This window comes from Polaromonas sp. (assembly GCF_010365105.1).
Classification (GTDB): domain Bacteria; phylum Pseudomonadota; class Gammaproteobacteria; order Burkholderiales; family Burkholderiaceae_C; genus Polaromonas.
Window position 1 is genome coordinate 119,391 of sequence record NZ_JAAFGZ010000005.1, and the last position, 21,630, is coordinate 141,020.

General features: G+C 62.0%; 17 protein-coding genes. 8 read left to right on the forward strand and 9 right to left on the reverse strand.

Translation table 11 applies throughout. The features are described 5' to 3' along the window. The 3 genes from GZ092_RS04690 to GZ092_RS04700 are packed head-to-tail and all read left to right on the forward strand — an operon-like array spanning position 1 to position 3,040. Positions 1-663, forward strand: coding sequence for a YceH family protein (locus GZ092_RS04690; RefSeq protein ID WP_293634851.1), 663 nt, complete (start codon positions 1-3; stop codon positions 661-663). Positions 664-715: 52 nt separating this feature from the next. After that, positions 716-1,897, forward strand: coding sequence for an acyl-CoA dehydrogenase family protein (locus tag GZ092_RS04695; protein ID WP_293634852.1), 1,182 nt, complete (start codon positions 716-718; stop codon positions 1,895-1,897). Positions 1,898-1,924: 27 nt separating this feature from the next. Next, the gene (locus GZ092_RS04700; protein WP_293634853.1) at positions 1,925-3,040 is read left to right on the forward strand and encodes an acyl-CoA dehydrogenase family protein; all 1,116 of its coding nucleotides are present in this window, start codon (positions 1,925-1,927) and stop codon (positions 3,038-3,040) included. A gap of 59 nt (positions 3,041-3,099) precedes the next feature. Here GZ092_RS04700 and GZ092_RS04705 read toward each other — a convergent pair whose 3' ends face one another. Both GZ092_RS04705 and GZ092_RS04710 read right to left on the reverse strand, forming a co-directional pair. Beyond that, positions 3,100-4,044 carry a bestrophin family protein gene (locus GZ092_RS04705; protein ID WP_293634854.1) on the reverse strand — a complete coding sequence of 315 codons (945 nt, stop codon included), beginning with the start codon at positions 4,042-4,044 and terminating at the stop codon, positions 3,100-3,102. Between the two features lie 78 nt (positions 4,045-4,122). After that, complete coding sequence (locus GZ092_RS04710; protein ID WP_293634855.1) at positions 4,123-4,680, reverse strand: HNH endonuclease; 558 nt, start codon at positions 4,678-4,680, stop codon at positions 4,123-4,125. Positions 4,681-4,839: 159 nt separating this feature from the next. Between GZ092_RS04710 and GZ092_RS04715 the strand changes: the two genes are divergently transcribed. The 3 genes from GZ092_RS04715 to lspA all read left to right on the forward strand — a co-directional run bounded on the left by GZ092_RS04715 (position 4,840) and on the right by lspA (position 9,355). Then, on the forward strand, positions 4,840-5,850 hold the full coding sequence (locus tag GZ092_RS04715; protein WP_293634856.1) for a bifunctional riboflavin kinase/FAD synthetase: 1,011 nt from the start codon (positions 4,840-4,842) through the stop codon (positions 5,848-5,850). Positions 5,851-5,966: 116 nt separating this feature from the next. Continuing rightward, positions 5,967-8,816: an isoleucine--tRNA ligase gene (ileS, locus tag GZ092_RS04720; protein ID WP_293634857.1), complete on the forward strand. Its 2,850-nt coding sequence runs from the start codon at positions 5,967-5,969 to the stop codon at positions 8,814-8,816. 74 nt (positions 8,817-8,890) lie between these two features. Next, positions 8,891-9,355, forward strand: coding sequence for a signal peptidase II (gene lspA / locus GZ092_RS04725; RefSeq protein ID WP_293634979.1), 465 nt, complete (start codon positions 8,891-8,893; stop codon positions 9,353-9,355). Between the two features lie 19 nt (positions 9,356-9,374). On the opposite strand, the gene GZ092_RS04730 is transcribed toward lspA, so the two are convergent. Both GZ092_RS04730 and GZ092_RS04735 read right to left on the reverse strand, forming a co-directional pair. Continuing rightward, complete coding sequence (locus GZ092_RS04730) at positions 9,375-10,559, reverse strand: YncE family protein (RefSeq protein ID WP_293634858.1); 1,185 nt, start codon at positions 10,557-10,559, stop codon at positions 9,375-9,377. 370 nt (positions 10,560-10,929) lie between these two features. Next, entirely contained in the window at positions 10,930-11,328 is a 399-nt protein-coding gene (locus tag GZ092_RS04735; RefSeq protein ID WP_293634859.1) for an RNA-binding protein, read from the reverse strand. A 387-nt stretch (positions 11,329-11,715) separates the two neighbouring features. Here GZ092_RS04735 and GZ092_RS04740 point away from each other — a divergent pair, with 387 nt between their 5' ends. Next, positions 11,716-13,374 (forward strand): Na/Pi cotransporter family protein, encoded by a 1,659-nt coding sequence (locus GZ092_RS04740; RefSeq protein WP_293634860.1) that lies wholly within the window; start codon positions 11,716-11,718, stop codon positions 13,372-13,374. Positions 13,375-13,450: 76 nt separating this feature from the next. Here the strand turns inward: GZ092_RS04740 and GZ092_RS04745 are convergent, their stop codons facing one another. From GZ092_RS04745 to GZ092_RS04755, 3 genes are all read right to left on the reverse strand, one after another. After that, positions 13,451-14,848: a DUF1501 domain-containing protein gene (locus GZ092_RS04745; RefSeq protein ID WP_293634861.1), complete on the reverse strand. Its 1,398-nt coding sequence runs from the start codon at positions 14,846-14,848 to the stop codon at positions 13,451-13,453. A gap of 15 nt (positions 14,849-14,863) precedes the next feature. Continuing rightward, positions 14,864-16,318 carry a DUF1800 domain-containing protein gene (locus tag GZ092_RS04750; RefSeq protein ID WP_293634862.1) on the reverse strand — a complete coding sequence of 485 codons (1,455 nt, stop codon included), beginning with the start codon at positions 16,316-16,318 and terminating at the stop codon, positions 14,864-14,866. Positions 16,319-16,435: 117 nt separating this feature from the next. After that, positions 16,436-17,431 carry a quinone oxidoreductase gene (locus GZ092_RS04755; RefSeq protein WP_293634863.1) on the reverse strand — a complete coding sequence of 332 codons (996 nt, stop codon included), beginning with the start codon at positions 17,429-17,431 and terminating at the stop codon, positions 16,436-16,438. 143 nt (positions 17,432-17,574) lie between these two features. Here GZ092_RS04755 and GZ092_RS04760 point away from each other — a divergent pair, with 143 nt between their 5' ends. Continuing rightward, positions 17,575-18,474 (forward strand): DMT family transporter, encoded by a 900-nt coding sequence (locus GZ092_RS04760; RefSeq protein WP_293634864.1) that lies wholly within the window; start codon positions 17,575-17,577, stop codon positions 18,472-18,474. Positions 18,475-18,552: 78 nt separating this feature from the next. Here the strand turns inward: GZ092_RS04760 and GZ092_RS04765 are convergent, their stop codons facing one another. Both GZ092_RS04765 and GZ092_RS04770 read right to left on the reverse strand, forming a co-directional pair. Continuing rightward, complete coding sequence (locus tag GZ092_RS04765) at positions 18,553-20,460, reverse strand: phosphoethanolamine transferase (RefSeq protein ID WP_293634866.1); 1,908 nt, start codon at positions 20,458-20,460, stop codon at positions 18,553-18,555. 301 nt (positions 20,461-20,761) lie between these two features. Continuing rightward, the gene (locus GZ092_RS04770; RefSeq protein WP_293634868.1) at positions 20,762-21,556 is read right to left on the reverse strand and encodes an SDR family oxidoreductase; all 795 of its coding nucleotides are present in this window, start codon (positions 21,554-21,556) and stop codon (positions 20,762-20,764) included. Positions 21,557-21,630: the final 74 nt, after the last annotated feature.

Below are 21,630 nucleotides of genomic sequence, written 5' to 3' on the forward strand. Positions count from 1 at the left end.
ATGAGACCACTAACTCCCCACGAAGCCCGGGTGCTCGCCACCCTGATGGAAAAAGCCCGCACCGTTCCTGACAGCTATCCGCTGTCGCTCAACACCCTGGTGCTGGGCTGCAACCAGAAAACCAGCCGCGATCCGGTGATGGACCTGACCGAAGCCCAGGCGCAGGCCGCCATCGACACGCTGAAAAAGCAGAGCCTAGTGTTCGAGGCCAGTTCCAGCCGCGTGCCACGCTTCGAGCACAATTTCCAGCGCGGCTTTGGCGTGAGCGAGCCCCAAGCGGTGCTGTTGGGCCTGTTGATGCTGCGCGGGCCGCAGACGCCGGGCGAGTTGCGGCTGAGCAGCGAGCGCTGGTACAAGTTTGCCGACATCGCCAGCGTGGAAGACGCGCTGGCCGAACTGAAGGCGCGCGGCGATGACAGCGGCGCGCCAATGGTCGTGCAACTGGCGCGCGCGCCCGGCATGCGCGAGCAGCGCTGGGCGCATTTGCTGTGCGGCGAATCGCTCTTGACGCCCTACCCGCAGGCAGGCACGGGCGATGAGGCCGTCAACCGGGAAACCGAGCCTGTATCTTTGGGCCAGGCCGAACGAATGCAACAGCGTATTGAATTGCTTGAAAGCCAGGTGGCGCACCTGTATAAAGAACTCGGGCTGTCACAGGCCTGACAGTTCGGCACGCTGGTCCGTGCTAAAAATAAGACAACTGGAGACACCACCCATGGATTTAGCGTTTACCCCCGAAGAACAGGCCTTTCGCGAAGAAATTCGCGCCTGGGTCAATGCCAACTTGCCAGCCGACATTTCGCACAAGGTTCACAACGCCCTGCGCCTGTCGCGTGACGACATGCAGCGCTGGGCCAAGATTCTGGGCAAAAAAGGCTGGCTCGGCCACGGCTGGCCCAAGGAATTTGGCGGACCCGGCTGGAACGCGGTGCAAAAACACCTGTTCGAGGAAGAATGCGCGTTGGCCGGAGCGCCGCGTGTCGTGCCATTTGGACCGGTGATGGTGGCGCCCGTCATCATGGCCTTTGGCACGCCCGAGCAGCAACAGCGCTTTTTGCCCGGTATCGCCAGCGGAGACGTCTGGTGGTCTCAAGGTTACAGCGAACCAGGCGCGGGATCTGACCTGGCATCGCTCAAATGCAAGGCCGAGCGCCAGGGCGACAAATTTATTGTCAACGGTCAAAAAGCCTGGACCACACTGGGCCAGTATGGCGAATGGATTTTCTGCCTGGTGCGCACGTCCAGTGAAGGCAAGCCGCAAACCGGCATTTCGTTTCTGCTGATCGATATGACCTCGCCTGGCGTCACCGTCCGTCCGATCAAACTGCTCGACGGCGAGTGTGAGGTGAACGAGGTCTGGTTCGACAACGTCGAAGTGCCGGCAGAAAACCTGATTGGCGAGGAAAACAAGGGATGGACCTACGCCAAATACCTGCTCGGCCACGAGCGCACCAACATTGCCGACGTGAACCGCTCCAAACGCGAACTCGAACGCCTCAAGCGGATCGCCAAGACCGAAGGCGTCTATGACGACCTGCGCTTTCGCGACGAAATCGCCAAGCTCGAAGTCGATGTGGTGGCGCTTGAAATGATGGTGCTGCGTGTGCTGTCGGCCGACAAGTCGGGCAAGAACTCGCTCGACATTGCCGGCCTGCTCAAGATCAAAGGCAGCGAAATCCAGCAGCGCTATGCCGAACTCATGATGCTGGCCGCCGGCCCGTTCAGCCTGCCCTTCATCGAAGAAGCCATGGAAGCCGGCTGGCAGGGCGACTTCCCTGGCGGCGTGGTGGCGGATGCGCCGCTGGCCTCGACCTACTTCAACCTGCGCAAGACGACGATCTACGGCGGCTCCAACGAAGTCCAGCGCAACATCGTCGCGCAGTTCGCGCTCGGTTGAGTGAACAAGATTTAAAGGACAAACATCATGGATTTTGACTTCACCGACGATCAGGAATCACTGCGCGACGCCACACGCAAGTGGGTTGACAAAGGCTACGACTTTGAGCGGCGTGGCAGCATCCTCAAGGCAGGCGGCTTTTCACGCGAAGCCTACGGCGAACTGGCCGACCTGGGCCTCACCGGCCTTTACATTGCCGAGGACGACGGCGGCATCGGCATGGGGCCGGTTGAGGGCATGGTCGTCATGGAGGAACTCGGGCGCGGCATCGTGCTCGAACCCTTTGCCCAGACGCTGATTGCCAGCGGCGTGCTGTCCGCGCATGCGCCGCAAGAGGTCAAGTCTGCCTGGCTGCCCAGAATCGCGTCAGGCGAAAGCCTTGTCGTGCTGGCCCACCAGGAGCGCGCCGCACGCTACCATTTCGAAAAATGTGAAGCAAAAGCTGCTTCTGCGCAGGATGGATGGTCGCTGACAGCTATCAAAAACATAGTACCTGCCGGGGACGAGGCCGATGCCTTCATCGTTCCGGCCATGGCCGACGGCCAGATGGCGCTGTTTCTGGTGGAGCGCGCCGCAGCCGGCGTTACGACGCGCGGCTACGTCACGCAGGATGGCGCGCGCGCTGCCGACCTCACGCTGGACAACGCGCCCGCCACGCTGGTCACGCTGGACGGCCTGGAAGCGCTGGCGTACGCCATCGACATCGGCATCGCGGCCGTCTGCGCCGAAGGCGTCGGGGTGATGGACCGGGCATTGGCCATCACGGTCGAGTACATGAACACCCGCAAGCAGTTCGGCGTCGCCATCAGCAGCTTTCAGGCGCTGCGCCACCGCGTGGCCGACATGAAGATGCAGCTCGAACTCGCCCGCTCGATGAGCTACTACGCATCGCTCAAGCTCAATGCGCCGGCCGACGAACGCCGCCGGGCACTGGCGCGGGCCAAGTACCAGCTCGGTGTGTCGATGCGCTTTGTCGGCCAGCAGGCGGTGCAGCTGCACGGCGGCATCGGCGTGACCGACGAATACATCGTCAGCCATTATTTCAAGAAACTCACCCAGCTTGAAATGACCTTTGGCGACACGCTGCACCAGCTGGGCGAAGTCTCCAGCCGGATGCAGGACACGGCGGGCGTTTTCGCCTGATGAACCTGGCTTTGCTGCCGATGGGGCGCAAATGCCCTGTCGTCCAAAGTCAGGTCAGGTCAGGTCAGGCAATAGTTGACCGGCTCCAGTTTGGGCGGCAGCACGGTTTCATCGAGCGATTCGAGCAGGTTGATCTCAATCGCCCGGCACAGCGTGTCGAGCGGCAAATCGTTGGCTTCCAGGCCAAAAGGTTCTTCGATTTCATCACCCAGCGCATCCAGGCCAAAAAAGGTGTAAGCGACGATGGCGACGACGAACGGCGTCATGAAGCCGATCGTATCGACTAGACCGAAGGGCAGCAAAAAGCAGTACAGGTAGGCCGTGCGGTGCAGCAGCAGTGTGTAGGAAAAGGGAACGGGTGTGCTTTTGATGCGTTCGCAAGAGGCCGCCGCCGCGTTCAGGGCCGACAAGGTATTGTCAAGAGTCACGGTGAGGCAGGGGTCGATCCAGCCCATGCGCTGGCATTGCCCCAGTTCCTTGCCCATTTCCAGCACCAGCCGGTCATGCTTGTTGGACGAGGCCTGAAGCTGGGACCACTCGGCTTGGGGCACCCAGCGCCGGATTTCGCTGTAATCGCTTTGGTCGCGCAACTGCAGGCGCAGCGCATGCACAAAGGCGATGGTGCGGTACACCAGTCGCTGGCGAGCTGCCAGCACCTCGGGCATCTGGGTGGACATTCCTGAAACCGGCTGGATAAAGCTCTGGCACTGCCGGGACAGCGAGCGGCAGCGCAGCACCAGTTCGCCCCACAGCTTGCGCCCTTCCCAGTAGCGGTCATAGGCGGCCGAGTTGCGAAAACCCAGAAAGATGGCCAGCGGCAAGGCCATCAGGGTGAACGGAATCGTTGTCAGCGTGATCTTGAGGGCAAAAAAATTGCCATGCACCACCGTCACCACAACCGCACTCAGCGTGTTGACCAGCAACGTGAACCTGATCCGCTTCAGGATCGAGCCCCGCACCACAAGAAAAAGCCGGATTCCGGAAGGCCGATCACGAACGATCATAAGAAAATGATTAAGGGAAAACCCTTATTGAACCACAGCTCCGGTGGCGGCAATGCTGTGGCTGGCCGCGAAGCCGCCTCAACTGAGCAGGCGCGAGGACTTGGGAACGTGCGCCATCAGGAACTCCATCTGGTCGGCCAGGATGCGGCGGTTGCGCAAGATGAAGTCTTCCCACAGGCTGGGCACATAGGGCGTGTAGAGCAGCGGCATGTGGGCCTGCTCGGGCGTGCGGTTGCTTTTTCGGTGGTTGCAGGCGCGGCAGGCGGTGACCACGTTCATCCAGCCGTCCACACCGCGTTGCGCCAGCGGGATGATGTGCTCGCGCGTCAGGTCGTCCTCGTCCACATGGTCGGCGCAGTAGGCGCACACATTGCGATCGCGGATGAACAGCTTGCTGTTGGTCAGCCCGGGCACCAGGTCGAAAGGGTTGATGCTGGGCACACCCTTGGTGCCAATGATGCTGTTGACATGGATGATCGACTGCTCGCCCGTGATGGCGTTGTGCCCGCCATGGAAGGTGGCAATGCGTGCGCCCATTTCCCAGCGAACCTCGTCGGCCGCGTAATGCAGCACGGCCAGTTCAAGGCTGATCCAGGCTTGAGGCAATCCCTGGGCTGAGAGTTTCAGGACCTTCAAAACGAACCTCCGTCAACATGGAAACACAAGGGCAAACGGTCAATGGGTCAATATACAGTGAAATGATGCAACTGGTGTGAAAACTGCTTCAACCGACTTTTCCCGCCTTTCGTATCTTGCAAGCCGGGCCGTGGCGCCATAAAAACGATAATCCCCTGCATGAAAATTTTTCGCGGCCACCACCACCCTCAGCTGGCGCCCGAATGCGCCCTGACCATCGGCAATTTCGACGGCGTCCACCGGGGCCACCAGGCGATGCTGGCCCTGCTGAAAAGCGAAGCGCGGCACCGGTGCGTTCCAAGTTGCGCCGTGACCTTCGAGCCACACCCGCGCGATTATTTTGCGGCACTCGCCCGCAAGCCTGAACTGGCGCCGGCACGCATTGCCACCCTGCGCGACAAGCTCGTCGAACTCGACCGCTGCGGCATTGACCAATGCGTGATCCTGCCCTTCAACGCGCGCCTGGCGTCGCAGCCGCCCGAAGGATTCATCGAGGAAGTACTGCTCAAGGGCCTGGGCGCACGCTATGTCCTGGTGGGGGACGACTTCCGCTTTGGCCTGAAGCGCGCTGGTGACTACGTCATGCTCGACGCCGCCGGCGACCGGCTGGATTTCGACGTGGCGCGCATGAACAGCTACGAAGTCAGCAACACCCGCGTGTCGAGTTCGGCCGTGCGCGATGCGCTGGCGCATGGCGACATGGCCCGGGTTTGCAGCCTGCTGGGACGTCCCTACAGCATCTCGGGCCACGTGGTGCATGGGCGCAAGCTCGGGCGCGACCTGGGGTTTCGCACGCTCAACCTGCGCTTTTCGCACTGGAAACCGGCGGCCAGCGGCATTTTTGCGGTGCTGGTGCATGGCCTGGACGACAAACCCTTGCAAGGCGTGGCGAATCTGGGCATCCGGCCTTCGATTGACCCGGACGATGTCAACGGCGGCCGCGTGCTGCTGGAAACGCATTGCCTCGACTGGCCCGCCAGCCTCGGCGCGGAAGGAGCGTACGGTAAAATCATCCGGGTGGAACTGCTACATAAACTGCACGACGAATTGAAATACGACGGTCTTGAAAGCCTGACAACAGGCATTGCCCGGGACTGCATTGACGCGCGTGCGTTTTTCGCCTCAATGCACCTTGAGACCACCCGCCAGACCACGCGCGACCGAATTTAGACGATCTCGTCGCCTCTGCCTTTGCCCCGTTTCTGAGAACGGCATCCCCTTTCGCCTTCCGTCCCAGCGGCTGCGCCTCTTCAGGCCGGCTTCCCAAAGCGCCATCAAAGTACCTCATGTCCGACCAAAAAACCGATTACCGCAGCACCCTGAACCTGCCCGACACACCCTTTCCGATGCGCGGCGATCTGCCCAAACGCGAGGCTGGCTGGACCCAGGAATGGGAAGACCAGGGCATTTACAAGAAGCTGCGCGCTGCCCGCTGTGGCGCTGAAAAGTTCGTGCTGCATGACGGCCCGCCGTACGCCAACGGCCAGATCCATATCGGCCACGCGGTCAACAAGATTTTGAAGGACATGATCGTCAAGGCGCGCCAGCTCAAGGGGCTGGACGCCGTTTATGTGCCGGGCTGGGACTGCCATGGCCTGCCGATCGAGAACGCGATTGAAAAGCTGCATGGTCGCAGCCTGCCGCGCGATGAAGTGCAGGCTAAAAGCCGCGCCTTTGCGACCGAGCAGATCGCCGGCCAGATGGCCGATTTCAAGCGCCTGGGTGTGCTTGGCGAATGGGACAACCCGTACCGCACGATGGATTTCGCCAACGAGGCGAATGAAATCCGCGCGCTCAAACGCATCATCGAACGCGGCTTTGTCTACCGGGGTCTCAAACCCGTGTACTGGTGTTTCGACTGCGGCTCGTCGCTGGCCGAGTTCGAGATCGAATACGCCGACAAGAAATCGCAGACCCTGGATGTCGGCTTCAAATGCGCCGAGCCGGAAAAGCTGGCCGCCGCCTTTGGACTTGAAAGCCTGAACAAAGATGCCTTCGCTGTCATCTGGACCACCACTGCCTGGACCATCCCGGCCAACCAGGCGCTGAACCTGAACCCGGAACTGGATTACGCGCTGGTCGATACGGAACGCGGCATCCTGCTGCTGGCTGCCGTGCTGGTCGAAAAATGCCTGGAACGCTACCAGCTCACCGGCACCGTGCTGGCCACCACGCAGGGCAAGACCCTGGCGCGGCTGAACTTCCAGCATCCGTTTCATGACGTAAGCGATGAAGGCGGCAACTACAGCTACCGCCGACTGAGTCCGGTCTTTGTGGCCGACTACGCCACCGCCGACGACGGCACCGGCATCGTGCATTCGTCGCCCGCCTATGGTGTGGAAGACTTTAACTCCTGCGTCGCCAACGGCATTGCCTACGACGACATCCTGAACCCGGTGCAAGGCAATGGCCGCTATGTCGATGAACTGCCGTTCTTCGGCGGCCTGAACATCTGGAAAGCCGCGCCGCTGGTGATCGACAAGCTGCGCGAACACAACCGTCTGTTTGCCACACACGACATTGTTCACAGCTACCCGCACTGCTGGCGCCACAAGACGCCAGTAATCTACCGCGCCGCTGCGCAGTGGTTCATCCGCATGGACGCCGAAACCGCCGGCACGCAAGGCGTGTTTGCCAGTAACAAGGCTGAAAAGACGCTGCGCCAGCTGGCCCTGGCCGCCATCGACGAAACGCGCTTTTATCCGGAAAACGGCAAGCTGCGCCTGCAAAGCATGATTGCCGGGCGCCCCGACTGGTGCATCAGCCGCCAGCGCAACTGGGGCGTGCCGCTGCCGTTTTTCCTGCACACCGCCACTGGCGAGTTGCATCCGCGCACCATGGAAATCATGGACCAGGCGGCCGACATGGTGGATGCCGGCGGCGTGGAAGCCTGGAGCAAGGTCAGCGCTGCCGACATCCTGGGCGAAGCCGACGCCGCGCAGTACACCAAGGTCAACGACATTCTGGACGTGTGGTTTGACTCGGGCACGACGCACGACCATGTGTTGCGCCATAGCCATACCGTGCAGTCTGCATGGCCGGCGGATTTGTACCTCGAAGGCCACGACCAGCACCGGGGCTGGTTCCACTCGTCATTGCTCACCGCCTGCGCCATGTACGACAGCGCGCCCTACAAGGGCCTGCTGACGCATGGCTTCACGGTCGATGGCAAGGGCCGCAAGATGAGCAAGAGCGAAGGCAATGTGGTCGCGCCGCAGGCCGTCAGCGGCAAGCTGGGCGCCGAGATCATCCGCCTGTGGTGCGCCTCGACCGATTATTCGGGCGACCTGGCCATCGACGACAAGATCCTGGCGCGCGTGGTGGATGCCTACCGCCGCATCCGCAACACGCTGCGTTTTTTGATGGCCAATGTCAGCGACTTCGACCCGAAAACGGACAGCGTACCGTTTGAGGAGATGCTGGAGATCGACCGCTACGCGCTGAGCCGCGCAGCGCAACTTCAGGCCGACATTCTGGCGCATTACGAGGTCTATGAATTCCATCCTGTGGTCTCGAAACTGCAAATCTATTGCAGTGAAAACCTGGGCTCGTTCTACCTCGACATCCTGAAGGACCGGCTCTACACCACCGGCCCCAAGTCGCTGTCCAGGCGCAGCGCACAGACCGCGCTGCATGCGATCACCCACGCCATGCTGCGCTGGATGGCACCGTTCCTGAGCTTTACCGCCGAAGAAGCGTGGAAAATTTTCGGTTCGTCGGAATCGATCTTCATCGAAACCTACGCTGAACTGCCATCGCCCAACGAAGAACTGCTGGCCAAATGGACCCGCATCCGAGAGCTGCGCGACGCGGTCAACAAGGACATCGAGACCCTGCGTGCCGATGGAAAGGTAGGCTCGTCATTGCAGGCCAATGTGGCGCTGCAGGTGAACGCCGACGACCATGCATTGCTCGCCAGCCTGGGCGATGACCTGAAGTTCGTGTTCATCACCTCCGCTATTGAATTAATAGCTGGTGAAGCAATACAGGCAAGCGTAAGAACCAGTATTGATGCCAAATGCGAGCGTTGCTGGCATTACCGGAGCGACGTTGGCATTGACCCGGCGCATCCGACGATCTGCGGCCGCTGCACGAGCAACCTGTTTGGCCTGGGCGAAGACAGGAAGTTCGCATAATGGCCACCCGCACAGCGCCCAAGGCCGGCACAGGCACCCGGACGAGCCTCAAGAAAACGTCCACCACGACCGCCATGCTGCCCTGGCTCGGCCTGGCGCTGATCCTGCTGATCGCCGACCAGTTCACCAAGGTGCTGATCCTGGGTTATTACAAACTGGGCGATGCGACCTACATCACCAGCTTCTTCAACGTTGTGCGGGTACACAACACTGGCGCGGCCTTTTCGTTTCTGGCTTCCGAATCGGGCTGGCAGCGCTGGTTTTTCACCGGTATCGGCGTGGCGGCGGCGGCGTTCATCGTCTGGATGCTCAAGTCGCATCCGGGACAAAAGCTGTTTTCGTTTGCCATGGCCTGCATCCTGGGCGGCGCCATCGGCAATGTGATTGACCGCACGATGCACGGCTATGTGGTCGATTTCCTGGATTTCCATTACGGCAACTGGCATTTCCCGGCGTTCAACATTGCCGACAGTGCCATCACCATCGGCGCCGTCTGCCTGATCCTTGATGAGCTGGCCCGGGTGCGCCGGGCCAAATAACGGCCCTTTCGACACGGGCTCAGTGCGTCATCTTGCCGCGCATGGCGGCGGGATGGCCGGGCAGCGCGAGCGACTTGCCGGTGTTCACCAGCTGGTCGCCATCGACCCGCAAGATCGTGATGTCCTGGTCGATGAAATTGCCGACATACAGATAACGGCCGTCCTGGCTGAAGACCGCGCCTTCGGGCAGTCCGCGCACCTCCACTTCATTGCCCCGGGTGACTTTCTTGCCGTCGATCTTCAGCGCCACCACCGACGCATTGCGGTGGTAGAACGGCGCCGACGTGGCCGAGTTGCTGCCCTTGAGCAGCACGGCAACCGCCAGCTTGCCGGTGGGGCTGATCGCCAGGCCTTCCGGACCATCACCCACCACGACCTTGTCGATCACCCGGGGCGGCATGGCTTCGATGTCGATCACGCTGACCGTATCCACATGCCCGTCGGCCGCGCCCGAATTTCCGTTGTCGGCGGTCAGCGCGAGTTTTCCGTCAGGCGTCACGTCCACGTTGTACGGCCACAGCCCGGCCGGAACATCTTGTTTGGCGTAGCTGACTTTCTCGCCATTCACGTCCAGGAAGGCAATCTTGTGCCCCGGAAACTTGGCGGCCAGCGCCCGCCGGCCGTCCGGCGTGAAGCGCACATGGGCCACGGATTCGCCCATGGCCACGGTGTCGATCAGCTCGACCTTCTTGCCGCTGATGCGCAGCACGCTGACCGAGTTGTCGGCGCGGTTGGCCACCAGTGCCAGGTTGCCGGCCTTGTTGATCGACAGGCCTGAAGGCTGCTTGCCGACCAGCACGGTGTCGATCAGCCGGGGCGGCGACGCCGTAAGGTCAATGACCCACAGGCGGTTGTCGGGCACCTGCTTGAGGACGCCGTTTTCATCGATGACATTGAGCGAATTGGCGACGATGGCCAGGGTTTCATCAGGCGTGATCGCCAGGTTCACCGGCGGGCCGGCGATCGTGTTGGGCAGCGGCAAATTCGCAATGATGCGGGGCGCCAGCGGATCAGTGCCAATGTCAATAATTGACAGCGTGTCGCGGCCCGCCGCGCTGAGCACCACCTTCCCGTCTTTGTCCCAAGACTGTTTTTCGTCGTTGGCCACCAGCATCAGTTCACGCTTGCCGGGTGGCGCGACGCTGGCACAACCGGCAACGACAAGCGCAGCAAGGGCCGTGATGATTGAAATTCGAAGGTTCATGATGTCTCCTTGGGTCTGGAAAGTATTTGCGCAAATGGCGCGGGACCATCGTAGCGAATAGACCGCCCACGCAGTTAACGGCTGAACTTTCATCGACTGCAAATCTATCGCCAATCCATAGTTGGACAAGGATATGAGGCGTTTGGCCTGATGTTTAGGCAATGGCAACGCGGCTGAAAAAAGCTGAAGTGCAACGGCACCGCAATGCGTGCATCAATTCCCGCAAGCCAACTTCGGCAACGCCGTTTGCCCCTTCCAAAACAAAAAAGGCTCCGAAACCTGAGTTTCGGAGCCTTTTTGGCTTTTCTCAATACAAGACTGAGAAAGCTATGGCGCAACGACATCGCTGCCGTTGACGGAGTTGCAGGGCTTAGTAGCCGCCGCGACCGCCGCCGCCGCCGTAGCCGCCACCGCCGGAGCGATCGCCACCGCCGCCGCCGTAGCCGCCACCGCCGGAACGATCACCACCGCCGTAGCCGCCACCGCCGCCGCCGAAGCCGCCGGTGCGTGGAGGACGTGCCTCCATCGGACGGGCTTCATTGACCGTGATGCTGCGGCCGCCAAGCGACTGGCCGTTCATGCCGGCGATTGCAGCTTGTGCTTCGGCATCGCTGCCCATTTCGACGAAACCAAAGCCTTTGGAGCGACCGGTGTCGCGTTCCATCATGACCTTGGCGCTGGTGATAGAACCAAATTCGCCAAAAGACTGTTGCAGATCTTCGTCACGAACCGTGTATGGCAGGTTGCCGACGTAAAGTTTGTTGCCCATGGGGACTCCTTAAAAATACATAAAAACAAAAGCGATGGGGTCCCGAAAGCACAACACACCCGAAAAGTACCGCCGTAGCGCGCGAAACGAACCGATCACCTGTCCTGTGCGGGTAGATTTCCTACCAGCAACCCCCCATTATGCTTCACGAAACCCCAGACCGTGCAAACAATACTTTCTTTCCTGTCGGCAGGCTGGCGTGCGGCATCGGTCAGCAGGTGACGTTCGCCCTTTCCCAGCCGTGTGCAGCCACTGCAGGGACTTATGGTGATCCGACACCTGCCCACGCCGAACCTTCTGCCTGCAGGCGACAAGATAATTTATTGGCCGCATGCGCCAGACGACATTTCAGGACGAAACTATGAAGATGCGTCCTACTCCAAGTTTATGAAGCATCTTTTGAATCTATTGGCCGCAATTGCCCTGCTGGTGTGGGGAACGCACCTGGTGCGCACCGGCATCCTGCGCGTGTTTGGCGCCAACCTGCGCCAGATCCTGGCGCAGAGCATCAGCAACAGGTTCACGGCAGCCCTGTCCGGCGTCGGCGTGACCGCGCTGGTGCAGTCGAGCACCGCCACCTCGCTGATTGTTTCCTCGTTCGTCGGCCAGGGCCTGGTGTCGCTGCCGCTGGCGCTGGCCGTGATGCTGGGCGCCGACATCGGCACCAGCGTGATGGCTGTGGTGTTCTCGTTCGACCTGTCCTGGCTGTCGCCACTGTGCATCTTCACGGGCGTGGTGCTGTTCATTTCACGGCCAGACACCAATGCCGGGCGTTTGGGCCGGGTGCTGATTGGCCTGGGCTTGATGCTGATGGCGCTGAAACTGGTCAGCGCGTCCACGCAGATCCTGACCCAGGCACCGGCCGTGAGGGCCTTGCTGGAGTCTCTGGGCAGCGACCTGCTGCTTGAAATCACCGTGGGCGCGTTCCTGGCGGTGGTGTCGTATTCAAGCCTGGCCGTGGTGCTGCTGACGGCCACGCTGGTCAGTACCAGCGTGATTCCAAGCGATGTCGCCCTGGGCCTGGTGCTGGGCGCCAACCTGGGCAGCGGTTTGCTGGCGGTGATCACCACGGCGCGTTCGGCCATCGAAGTGCGTCAGGTGCCGCTGGGCAACCTGATGTTCAAGGCGCTGGGAATTGTGGTGGCCGCACCCTTCGCCGGGCTGTGGCTGCGCCATGTCCGCCCGTATCTGGGCGAGCCTGCGACGGTGGTGGTGATGTTTCACCTGACCTTCAATGTGCTGGTCGGCCTGGTGTTCATCGGCTGGACGCAGGTGATTGCACGATGGGTTCAAAAGTTGATGCCAACGCCCGAAAAAGGCAGCGCCAGCGGTCGGCAGCACCACCTGGACCCGTCCGCCCTTGCCACGCCTTCGCTGGCCATTTCGTGCGCGGCGCGCGAGGCGCTGCACCAGGCCGACGTGGTCGAAACCATGCTGGCCGGGATGCTCGAAGTGATCCGCAAGGATGACCTGCGGCTGGCCCAAAACCTGCGCAAAATGGACGACACGGTCGATGAACTGTATTCGTCGATCAAGTACTACCTGACGAAAATATCGCTCGAAGCGCTGGACGAGCAGGAAAGCCGCCGCTGGACCGACATCATCAGCTTCACCATCAACATGGAGCAGATCGGCGACATCATCGAGAGGGTGCTGATCGACATCGAGGACAAGAAGATCAAGCACGGCCGGCAGTTTTCGGAAGCCGGCATGGCCGAGATCACCGAGTTGCATCAGCGCCTGCGCGACAACCTGCGGCTGGGCATGAGCGTGTTTTTGAACGGCAATGTGCGCGATGCACAAAAGCTGCTCGAAGAAAAAGCGCGCTTTCGCGACCTGGAGCGCGCCTACGCGACCAGCCACCTGGGCAGGCTGTCGGCCAACACGCTGCAAAGCCAGGAAACCAGTTCGCTGCACATCGACCTGATCAGCGACCTTAAACGCATCAACTCGCACATCTGCTCGATTGCCTACCCGATCCTGGATTCGGCCGGGGCGCTGGCGCCCAACCGGCTGCGGCCCGCCACGCTGGCGGAAAAAACCTGAGATGCTCTTTTTTTAATAGCTATTAAAGCTTGTCCGCATTGCGCAAACGGCATTTTTTATCAAAATTATCACTGGCTCAGGCCTTCCTGAGCATGCCGTCAAGCCGGCTGTCCCACCGCGTGTCGGGCAGGATGCTGGCCAGTTGCGAGTCGCCCAGCGAAAAGCTGGCGCGCAGCACCTGCGCCAGTACCGCGCGGTAATCGTGATGCGCAGGCAGGTCGCGTGCGTCGTTGAGGTTGCCGCTCGCCAGGCCGGTCCAGTCACCATGCCATCGCCCGCCGGCCACGCGGTTGCCAATCAGCCACAGGGCATTGCCAAAGCCGTGGTCGGTGCCGCGGGTTCCGTTCTCGGCACTGGTGCGGCCAAACTCGCTCATCACCACGATGATGTCGCCCGGCTCCGAAAACACCTGACGCAGCTGCGCGATGCCACGTGCCAGGTTGCCCAGGTTGTTGGCCAGCTGCCCCGTGACAGCGCCCTGGTTGGCATGGGAGTCCCAGCCACCGGCCGACAAAAAACCCAGCCGCAGCTTGCGGTCGTTGCGCATCAAGGTGCCCAGGTGCTGCGCATCGAGCTGCAGCCCGACCGGGTCAGGCGCGCCGTTGCTGGCTGCAACCATCTGCGCTGAAGGCATTTGAAGGTTGGCAGGTGCACCGTCGCGGTCCAGACCGCGGTCTGGCATGCGCTGGGCGGGCTGCGTTGCCATGTCACGGCGTGCCTCAGCCACCCCTTTTTCGGAGCTCAGCTCTTGCGCGCTTTGCATGCGGCTGTCCGCGCCCTGCCGGAATGCCGTGCTGATGCTGTCATTGCCGCCATACAGGTCCAGCAGGGCATGACGGGTCTTGTCATTGGCCAGCACACCGGTTTTCTCGGCAGTCTGTCCGCGAGGAATCAGCCTGACGGGCGCCGGCCCGCCCAGAATGACCGGATTGGCTTCGCCGACACCGATGGCCACGGCGCTGCTATCACCCGTTGTCCCACCGGCATTCAGTTCGGCCACAGTATTGAGCCAGCCCGGCGCGCTGCTGGTCTTGCCGGTCCGGGCAATTTCCATCTGGTATTGGGCATCGAAGTGGGAGCGGTTGGGCGCGGGCAACCCGGCAGCGGGCACAAAGCCGAGCACGCCCTGCTGCCACAAGGGGAGCAAGGGACTGAGCGCGGGATGCATGGCAAACGTGCCATCAAGCCGGAGGCTGGTTTGCGCCGAGCCGTCGGGCGCGGGAATGGCAATGTTGGGCCGGATGGCGTAATAGTCGCGGTCAGCATAGGGCACGAAAGCCGACAGTCCGTCATACGCGCCGCGCAGGAACACCACCACCAGGCGGCCACCGTCGAGCAGCGTTCTGCCGGCAGCGGGCGCGGGCTGCGCCCACACGCGCCGGCCACTGGCGAGCGCCAGCGCGGACAGCGCCCCCAGACCAAGCAGGCTGCGACGGCGCGGCAGGCCGTGTGCAATAAAAGGGGAGTTTTTCATGGGGGGCGTTCGGGTTTATTTGCGCATGAAGTCGGGACTTGCCAGCATCAGGCCGGTGCGCATCTTCTCTGGCTCGCGGGCAATGCGCTGCTGCGTGGCGAGGCTGAAAAAGGCATTCAGGTAAACCGGCTCGGGAATACGCTGGGCCAGGCCCATGGCAAAGTCAGCGCGCCGGGTCAGTGCCTCGGGCGCCAGCCAAGTGGCAGCGTCGGTTTTGTAACCGTCGGGGGTCTGCCAGCCATGCATGGGCTGGCCGGCCTGGGCCAGGAAACCCAGTGCCTGAACCATGTCGCGCCGGTCTTTCACGCCGCCAGCGGCGGTCAGCGCCGAGCAGGCAAAGTCCAGCGGGGTTTTGAAAAGAAGGTTGTCGGCTGCCCAGAACTCGGGCGACGCCACCAGCGTGCGCATCACCGCACGAATGTCACCCTGGCTGGCCAGAAAGGTCTGGCTCAAGCGCTCGACCAGCGCGGGCGGCGGCCTGTCTGCTACAAAAAAAGTTGCCAATCGTTCGGATACCCGGTGCGCTGTTGCCGGCTGGCGCGCCAGGAAGCGGATGGCGTCCTCGCCTTCCTGCATGCCCTCGCTGATATAGCTTCTTCCCAAAAATGTCTTGCTGCCCTTGTCGTGCAGCCGCTCTGCAAACCGGAACCCCTCGCCGTCACGCAGGTTGACCGTCCAGCCGGTCAGGATGCGCGCGAGTTCATGCACGTCGTTTTGCGTGTAGCCGCCGCCCACGCCCAGCGTGTGCAACTCCATCAGTTCACGCGCATAGTTTTCGTTCAGGCCCCGATTGCTGCTTTGCGCCTGGTCCAGGTAATACAGCATGGCCGGGTGCCTGGCGCTGGCAAGCAGCAAATCCTCGAAACGGCCCAGCGCATGGGCACGGATCACATTGACCGCGTAATGCCCCACAAACGGCCGCACATTGCCTTTGCCGACAAACACATTCAGGTGGTTGAACCAGAACTCTGTCATGCGCGCCAGCAAGGGATTTTCCAGCGCCGGGTCACTGCAGGCCATGACGCGCCAGGCGGCGGCACTTTGCGCCATCTCGAGGCTGAACGCCGGTACGCCTGCTGCCGGTGGAGACAGGGGCAACTTGCCTGAAGCGTCGGGCACAGCCTGTGTCCGCAAGATCTTGCGGGCTTCGCGTTCCGCCTGAAAGTCACGCGCAATATCGCCCAGCGGCGCATTGATCCGGGCCAGCTCGGGAGGAATGGCCGGCGCCTGCTGACTCGCCGCGTAGGCCAGATCAATTTGGTTTAAAGCCCATGCCCGGGGCGTCAGCGCTGCCGTCTGGTCAGGCGTGGGGGCATAACCCAAGCGCGAGGTGGCACGCCACACCGCAGGCGGGGCGCTGTCCATCATGCCGACGGGCACGACGGATAGGGCTTGTGCGCTTGCCAGCAGGCTGGTCAGCGCAGCGACAGTGGCTGCGACCAGGCGGCTTGCGATGAAGGTTTTGTGCATGTAAATCTCCTGCCAGAACTTTTAACGCACGGACGGCAGGGTGCGTTGCCTTACATCTGCGGCTTTACACAGATTTACCGCAGGCGCTGACACGACGCCAGCGCACGCCTTCAAAAGCTATAGCGTCAGGATGGTGCAGCCGGTGGTCTTGCGCGCTTCCAGAGCCCGGTGCGCTTCGGCCACATCGGCCAGGGAAAAGCGCTGGTCGATGCGAATCTTCACCTTGCCACTGACGACCATTTCAAACAGGTCGTCGGCCATTTCCTGCGTGCTTTCACGCGTGGTGATGTGGCTGAACAGCGTCTGGCGCGTCACATACAGCGAGCCTTTGGGGCCGAGGATACCGGGCGAAAACGGTGCGACCGGGCCGGACGCATTGCCAAAGCTGGCCATCAGGCCAAAGGGCCGCAGGCAGTCGAGCGAACGCTCAAAGGTGTCCTTGCCGACCGAGTCATAGACCACCTTCACGCCCTGGCCGCTGGTGATTTCTTTCACACGGGCGACAAAATCTTCTTTCGCATAGTTGATGACAAACGCCGCGCCGTGTTCCCTGGCCAGCGCGCATTTTTCATCTGAACCGGCAGTGCCGATCAGTTGCAGGCCCATGGCCCTGGCCCACTGGCAGGCAATCAGGCCGACACCGCCGGCAGCGGCGTGAAACAGCACGAAATCGCCGGCTTTCAGCCCGCCCTGCGGCTGGGTGCGGCGCAGCAGGTATTGCGCGGTCAGACCCTTGAGCATCATGGCCGCGCCGGTCTCGAACGAAATCGCGTCGGGCAGTTTGCAGACGCATTTGGCCGGCATGACGCGCACTTCGCAGTAACTGCCCGGCGGCTGGCTGGCATAGGCGGCGCGGTCGCCCACTTTCAGATGCGTCACGCCTTCGCCGACGGCTTCGACGATGCCCGACGCTTCCATGCCGAGCTGCAGAGGCATGGGCAACTGATAAAGACCACTGCGCTGGTACACGTCGATGAAGTTCAGGCCGATGGCCTTGTGGCGGATGCGGATCTCGCCGGGGCCGGGTTCGCCCACCTCGACTTCCACCAGCTTGAGTTCTTCGGGTCCGCCGTACTGGTCGATGCGGACGGCTTGGGAGGTCATGACGGTCATCAGGTATTTCCTTGGGGTTGTCAGTGAATCAGCGGGAGGCGCTGGGCCGCCATGGTGACACGAATCGCGGCTGGCCGCTGGCGTCCCCAGAGCGCCAAGGCGCCTGCGCGAAAACCGGCCGGCAGCTTGGTAAAGTCACGCCCATGAATCAACGCCTGACCCCCGCCACCGCCCTGCTGCTGACGCTGCCGCCCCTGCTCTGGGCCGGCAATGCGGTGGTGGGCCGCGTGGTCCATGAGCTGATTCCGCCGATGACGCTGAATTTTCTGCGCTGGGTGCTGGCCTTTGCCATCCTGCTGCCGCTGGCCTGGCGGGCGCTGCGCCCGGGGAGCAGCATGTGGGCTCACTGGAAGCGCCTGTCGATGCTCGGCCTGCTGGGCATCGGCTGCTACAACGCACTGCAATACCTGGCGCTGCAGACCTCGACGCCGCTCAATGTGACGCTGGTCGCGTCCAGCATCCCGGTGTGGATGCTGGGGGTGGGCGCTGTCTGCTTCGGCAGGCCGGTGTCGCGCCGGCAGGTCGCCGGCGCGCTGCTGTCGGTGGCCGGCGTGCTGGTGGTGCTGTCGCGCGGCCAGTGGTCGCTGTTGCTGCAAGTTCGACTGGTGCCGGGCGACCTCTATGTGCTGATGGCCACGCTGGCCTGGGCGTTTTACAGCTGGCTGCTGTCGCAACCCAGGGAGCCGGCTGAATTTCGCAGCGACTGGGCAGCTTTTTTGATCGCACAGATTTTTTTTGGCCTGGGATGGTCCGGCCTGTTCGCGGCGGGTGAATGGGCGCTGGTGGATGCGCACATCACCTGGGGCTGGCCGCTGGTGGCGGCGCTGCTGTACATCGCCATCGGGCCGGCGGTCATCGCCTATCGGTGCTGGGGGCTGGGCATGCAGCGGGTCGGCCCGGCCGTTGCCGGGTTTTTCACCAACCTCACGCCACTGTTCGCCGCGTTGCTGTCAGCGGCCTTTCTGGGCGAGTTGCCGCACCTCTACCATGGGCTGGCCTTCTTGCTGATCGTCGGCGGGATCGTGGTGTCGGCGCGGCGCTGAGCCAGGCGCACCAGCCTGTCCTGGCTGCCTTCAGCGGCGCGCCCTGCGGTCCAGCGCCTGCACCACTTGCCGGCTCGGCTACTGCTTTTTTTCAGCGAATGAAGCATAGGGACAGCCCGCCAGCATGATGCCCCGGCTGACTCCCTCAAACGACACCGGCGTTTTTTGGCAGGCCTGCGCCACGCTCATGCGCCCGGAACGAACGGCCGCATAGATCCTGGTGTCGTCATCGGTCTTGTCGATGATCTTTCGCCCCGCCACCGCAGGCGGCAGAAGGGCAAAGTCATTGACATTGACAAAGGTCGTGCCGTCGGCGGTGTCGCGCACCATGATGGGCGGCAGCACCGTTTTCTCGCCCATCACGGGCGTGACGACGACGGCGTTCTTTGCCGCGCCCTGAATGCCGATGCCCATCAAATCCATCAGCGTGGCGGGAAGTTGCGCCAGCGTCGAAGTTTCCTTCTGGCGTGCCAGCTGGCGGTATTTTTCGTACAGACCGGCATTTTCCTTGCGGGCCGCGTCGTTGAAATAAATCAGGAACGGAACCCGCGCCATTTCGTGCCGGAAGCGGGCCGAGTCATGTCCCAAGCCCAGGAAAACATCGTCTCCGTGATCGGAAAAGTAAACCAGCACCAGCGGCCGGGCCACCTGCTTGACATGATTGATGGCCTGGTCGAGGCTGTAATCGACGTACCGGATGGCCGCATCGTATTCCTCAATGGAACCGGCCTCACCGCTGGCATTGCCCCTGATCTGTGCAGGATCGAGCTGGGTGAACAGCCCGTCCACGGGCTTTCTGAAGCGTTCCGGAATGTTGGCATGGTAGGGGCCGTGGCCGGCATAGGAATGCAGGAAGGTCGCGGTCCGGGTGTTGTGGCCGACTTCCAGGGTGTCAAGCTGTTGCCCGAAAAATTCATGGTCCCAGACCTTTTCGACCAGGTCCGCCTCGGTTGCGCTGGCGTTAGGCTTTTGCCTGAAAAGCTTGTGGGCATTCTTGAACACCACCGAAGACGCCTGGTCCCAGGAGCCGCCGATGCCCTGGTTGCTGATGAGCGAGGACGCCACGCCGGCCTTGTTCAACACGTCCACGACAGACACCCGTTTTCTTTGCGTGATGGGCAGGAATCGCTCGCCGTCGTCCACCCCCAGCGACAGCGCTTCGAGCAAGGAGCGGCTGGTGTGCGCATGGGTCGCAAACACATGCTCGAACACGATGAGGTTGGCGTCAAGGCGGGCGCGTTCGCTCAGCCGTGGCGTGGTGGGCCGGGGATAGCCGTAAACGCCCATGTTCATGGTCGAGGTGGACTCGCCGATGTAGACCAGCAGGTCGGGCTGGCTGCGCGCCACGCTGACTTCGGGCACAGGCTGGTCGAAATTGCGCGCCGTGCTCAGGTATTTCTCGGAATTGTCAAAGTAGACGGCCAGGGCTTTTGAGCTGGTGTGCTGAAAGGCCAGTCCGACCAGCACGCCGGCCATGCACAGCTTGAGAAGCGAAGCATGGCGCCGGGAGCGTTCCCAGCGGGCCAGCAGTCGCTGGAACGCATAAAAACTGAGCAATGAAAACACCAGGTAGACCGCCAGCTTCTTCAGGCTGAAATCGGGGTGGATGGTTTCCCGCAGGGTGTGCAACCAGAACCGGGCTTCTTCCAGGTTGAAGTTTTTGGTTTCGGCGAAGGAATCGACACCGAGCGATTCCAGATAAAGAGACACTGGCAGATGAAAGGCCAGCCAGACCAAGCCCAACAGGAAAACGGCGCCCGCCCCGATCCAGCGGTGTTTTTTCAACAACACCAGGCTGACATAGACGGCCCCGATGAAAAACAGGTATTCACCGCTGCGGTCCTGAAGGACAAACAGCAGGTATTTGACCGAAGCCGGCAATGAAGGTGCGGACAGCCCGGACATTTCGAAAAGCGCGCTGCAACCGGTACCCGCAAGCAGCATGAGGGCTGCTGCCGCAAACTTGAAAAATGCCGTCTTTGCCATGCAATGTCTTTATTGTTCGTTCGGCCACCAATTCAATGGGACCGTGGCGCCAGCCCTGGCGCGCATCCAAGGAAAGCTGGCAGTAGGCGCTGCCCCTGTCCGGCAAACCGCAAGACTTCGGAATTTACCCGGTGTCCGCCGGCGCGAAATGCGCCGGCTTCGCGCATGAGCGTCAGCCGGTAGCCAGACAAACGCAAGGAAACGCCTACTACCTCTGGGACTAAGGGAAGTTTGCGCCGGCAGCCGTCACGGCCATGCCCGGCTCAGGCCGCCTGTCTTGCCTGGTTTGACTGGCAGAAGGTCAGAATGTCCCCGGATACGCCCCGCCGTCGGCCAGCACGTTCTGGCCGGTCATGTAGGCGGCCTGCTGGCTGCACAGGAAGGCGCAGATGGCGCCAAATTCTTCGGGGGTGCCGTAGCGGCCGGCAGGAATTTGCGCCTGTTGTGCGCGGCGGATTTCTTCAACGCTCTTGCCCGACTTCTCGGACGCGGCGCGCACGGTGCTGGCAATGCGGTCGGTGTCGAACTTGCCGGGCAGCAGGTTGTTGATCGTCACGCCCTGCGCAGCCAACGTGGTACGCGCCACGCCGGCGACAAAACCCGTCAGGCCGCTGCGCGCGCCGTTGGACAAGCCGAGGATGTCAATCGGCGACTTGACCGAACTGGACGTGATGTTGACGATGCGGCCAAAGCCGCGCGCGGCCATGCCATCGACCGTCGCCTTGATCAGCTCGATGGGCGTCAGCATATTGGCATCAACCGCCCTGATCCAGGCATCGCGGTCCCAGTCGCGGAAGTCGCCCGTGGGCGGGCCGCCAGCGTTGGTGACGACAATATCGAAATCCTTGCGCAGCGCAAACACGGCGGCCCGGCCTTCGACGGTGGTGATGTCTGCGGCAACAAACTGGACTGTTGCGCTTGCTGGACGGGCGCTGTCAGCTATCAATTTATTGGCAGCGGCTTCGAGTGCTTCGACGCCGCGCGCCACGATGAGCACATGCACGCCTTCGCGCACCAGCGCCTGCGCGCAGCCAAAACCCAGGCCCTTGCTGGCGCCGCAGACCAGTGCATATTTACCGGCAATCCCTAAATCCATGTTGGTTCCTTAAAGAGCGTAGCAGAGGAAAAATGCCCATGATACGAAGTCTGGCCCGCTGGCATTCACCAGAA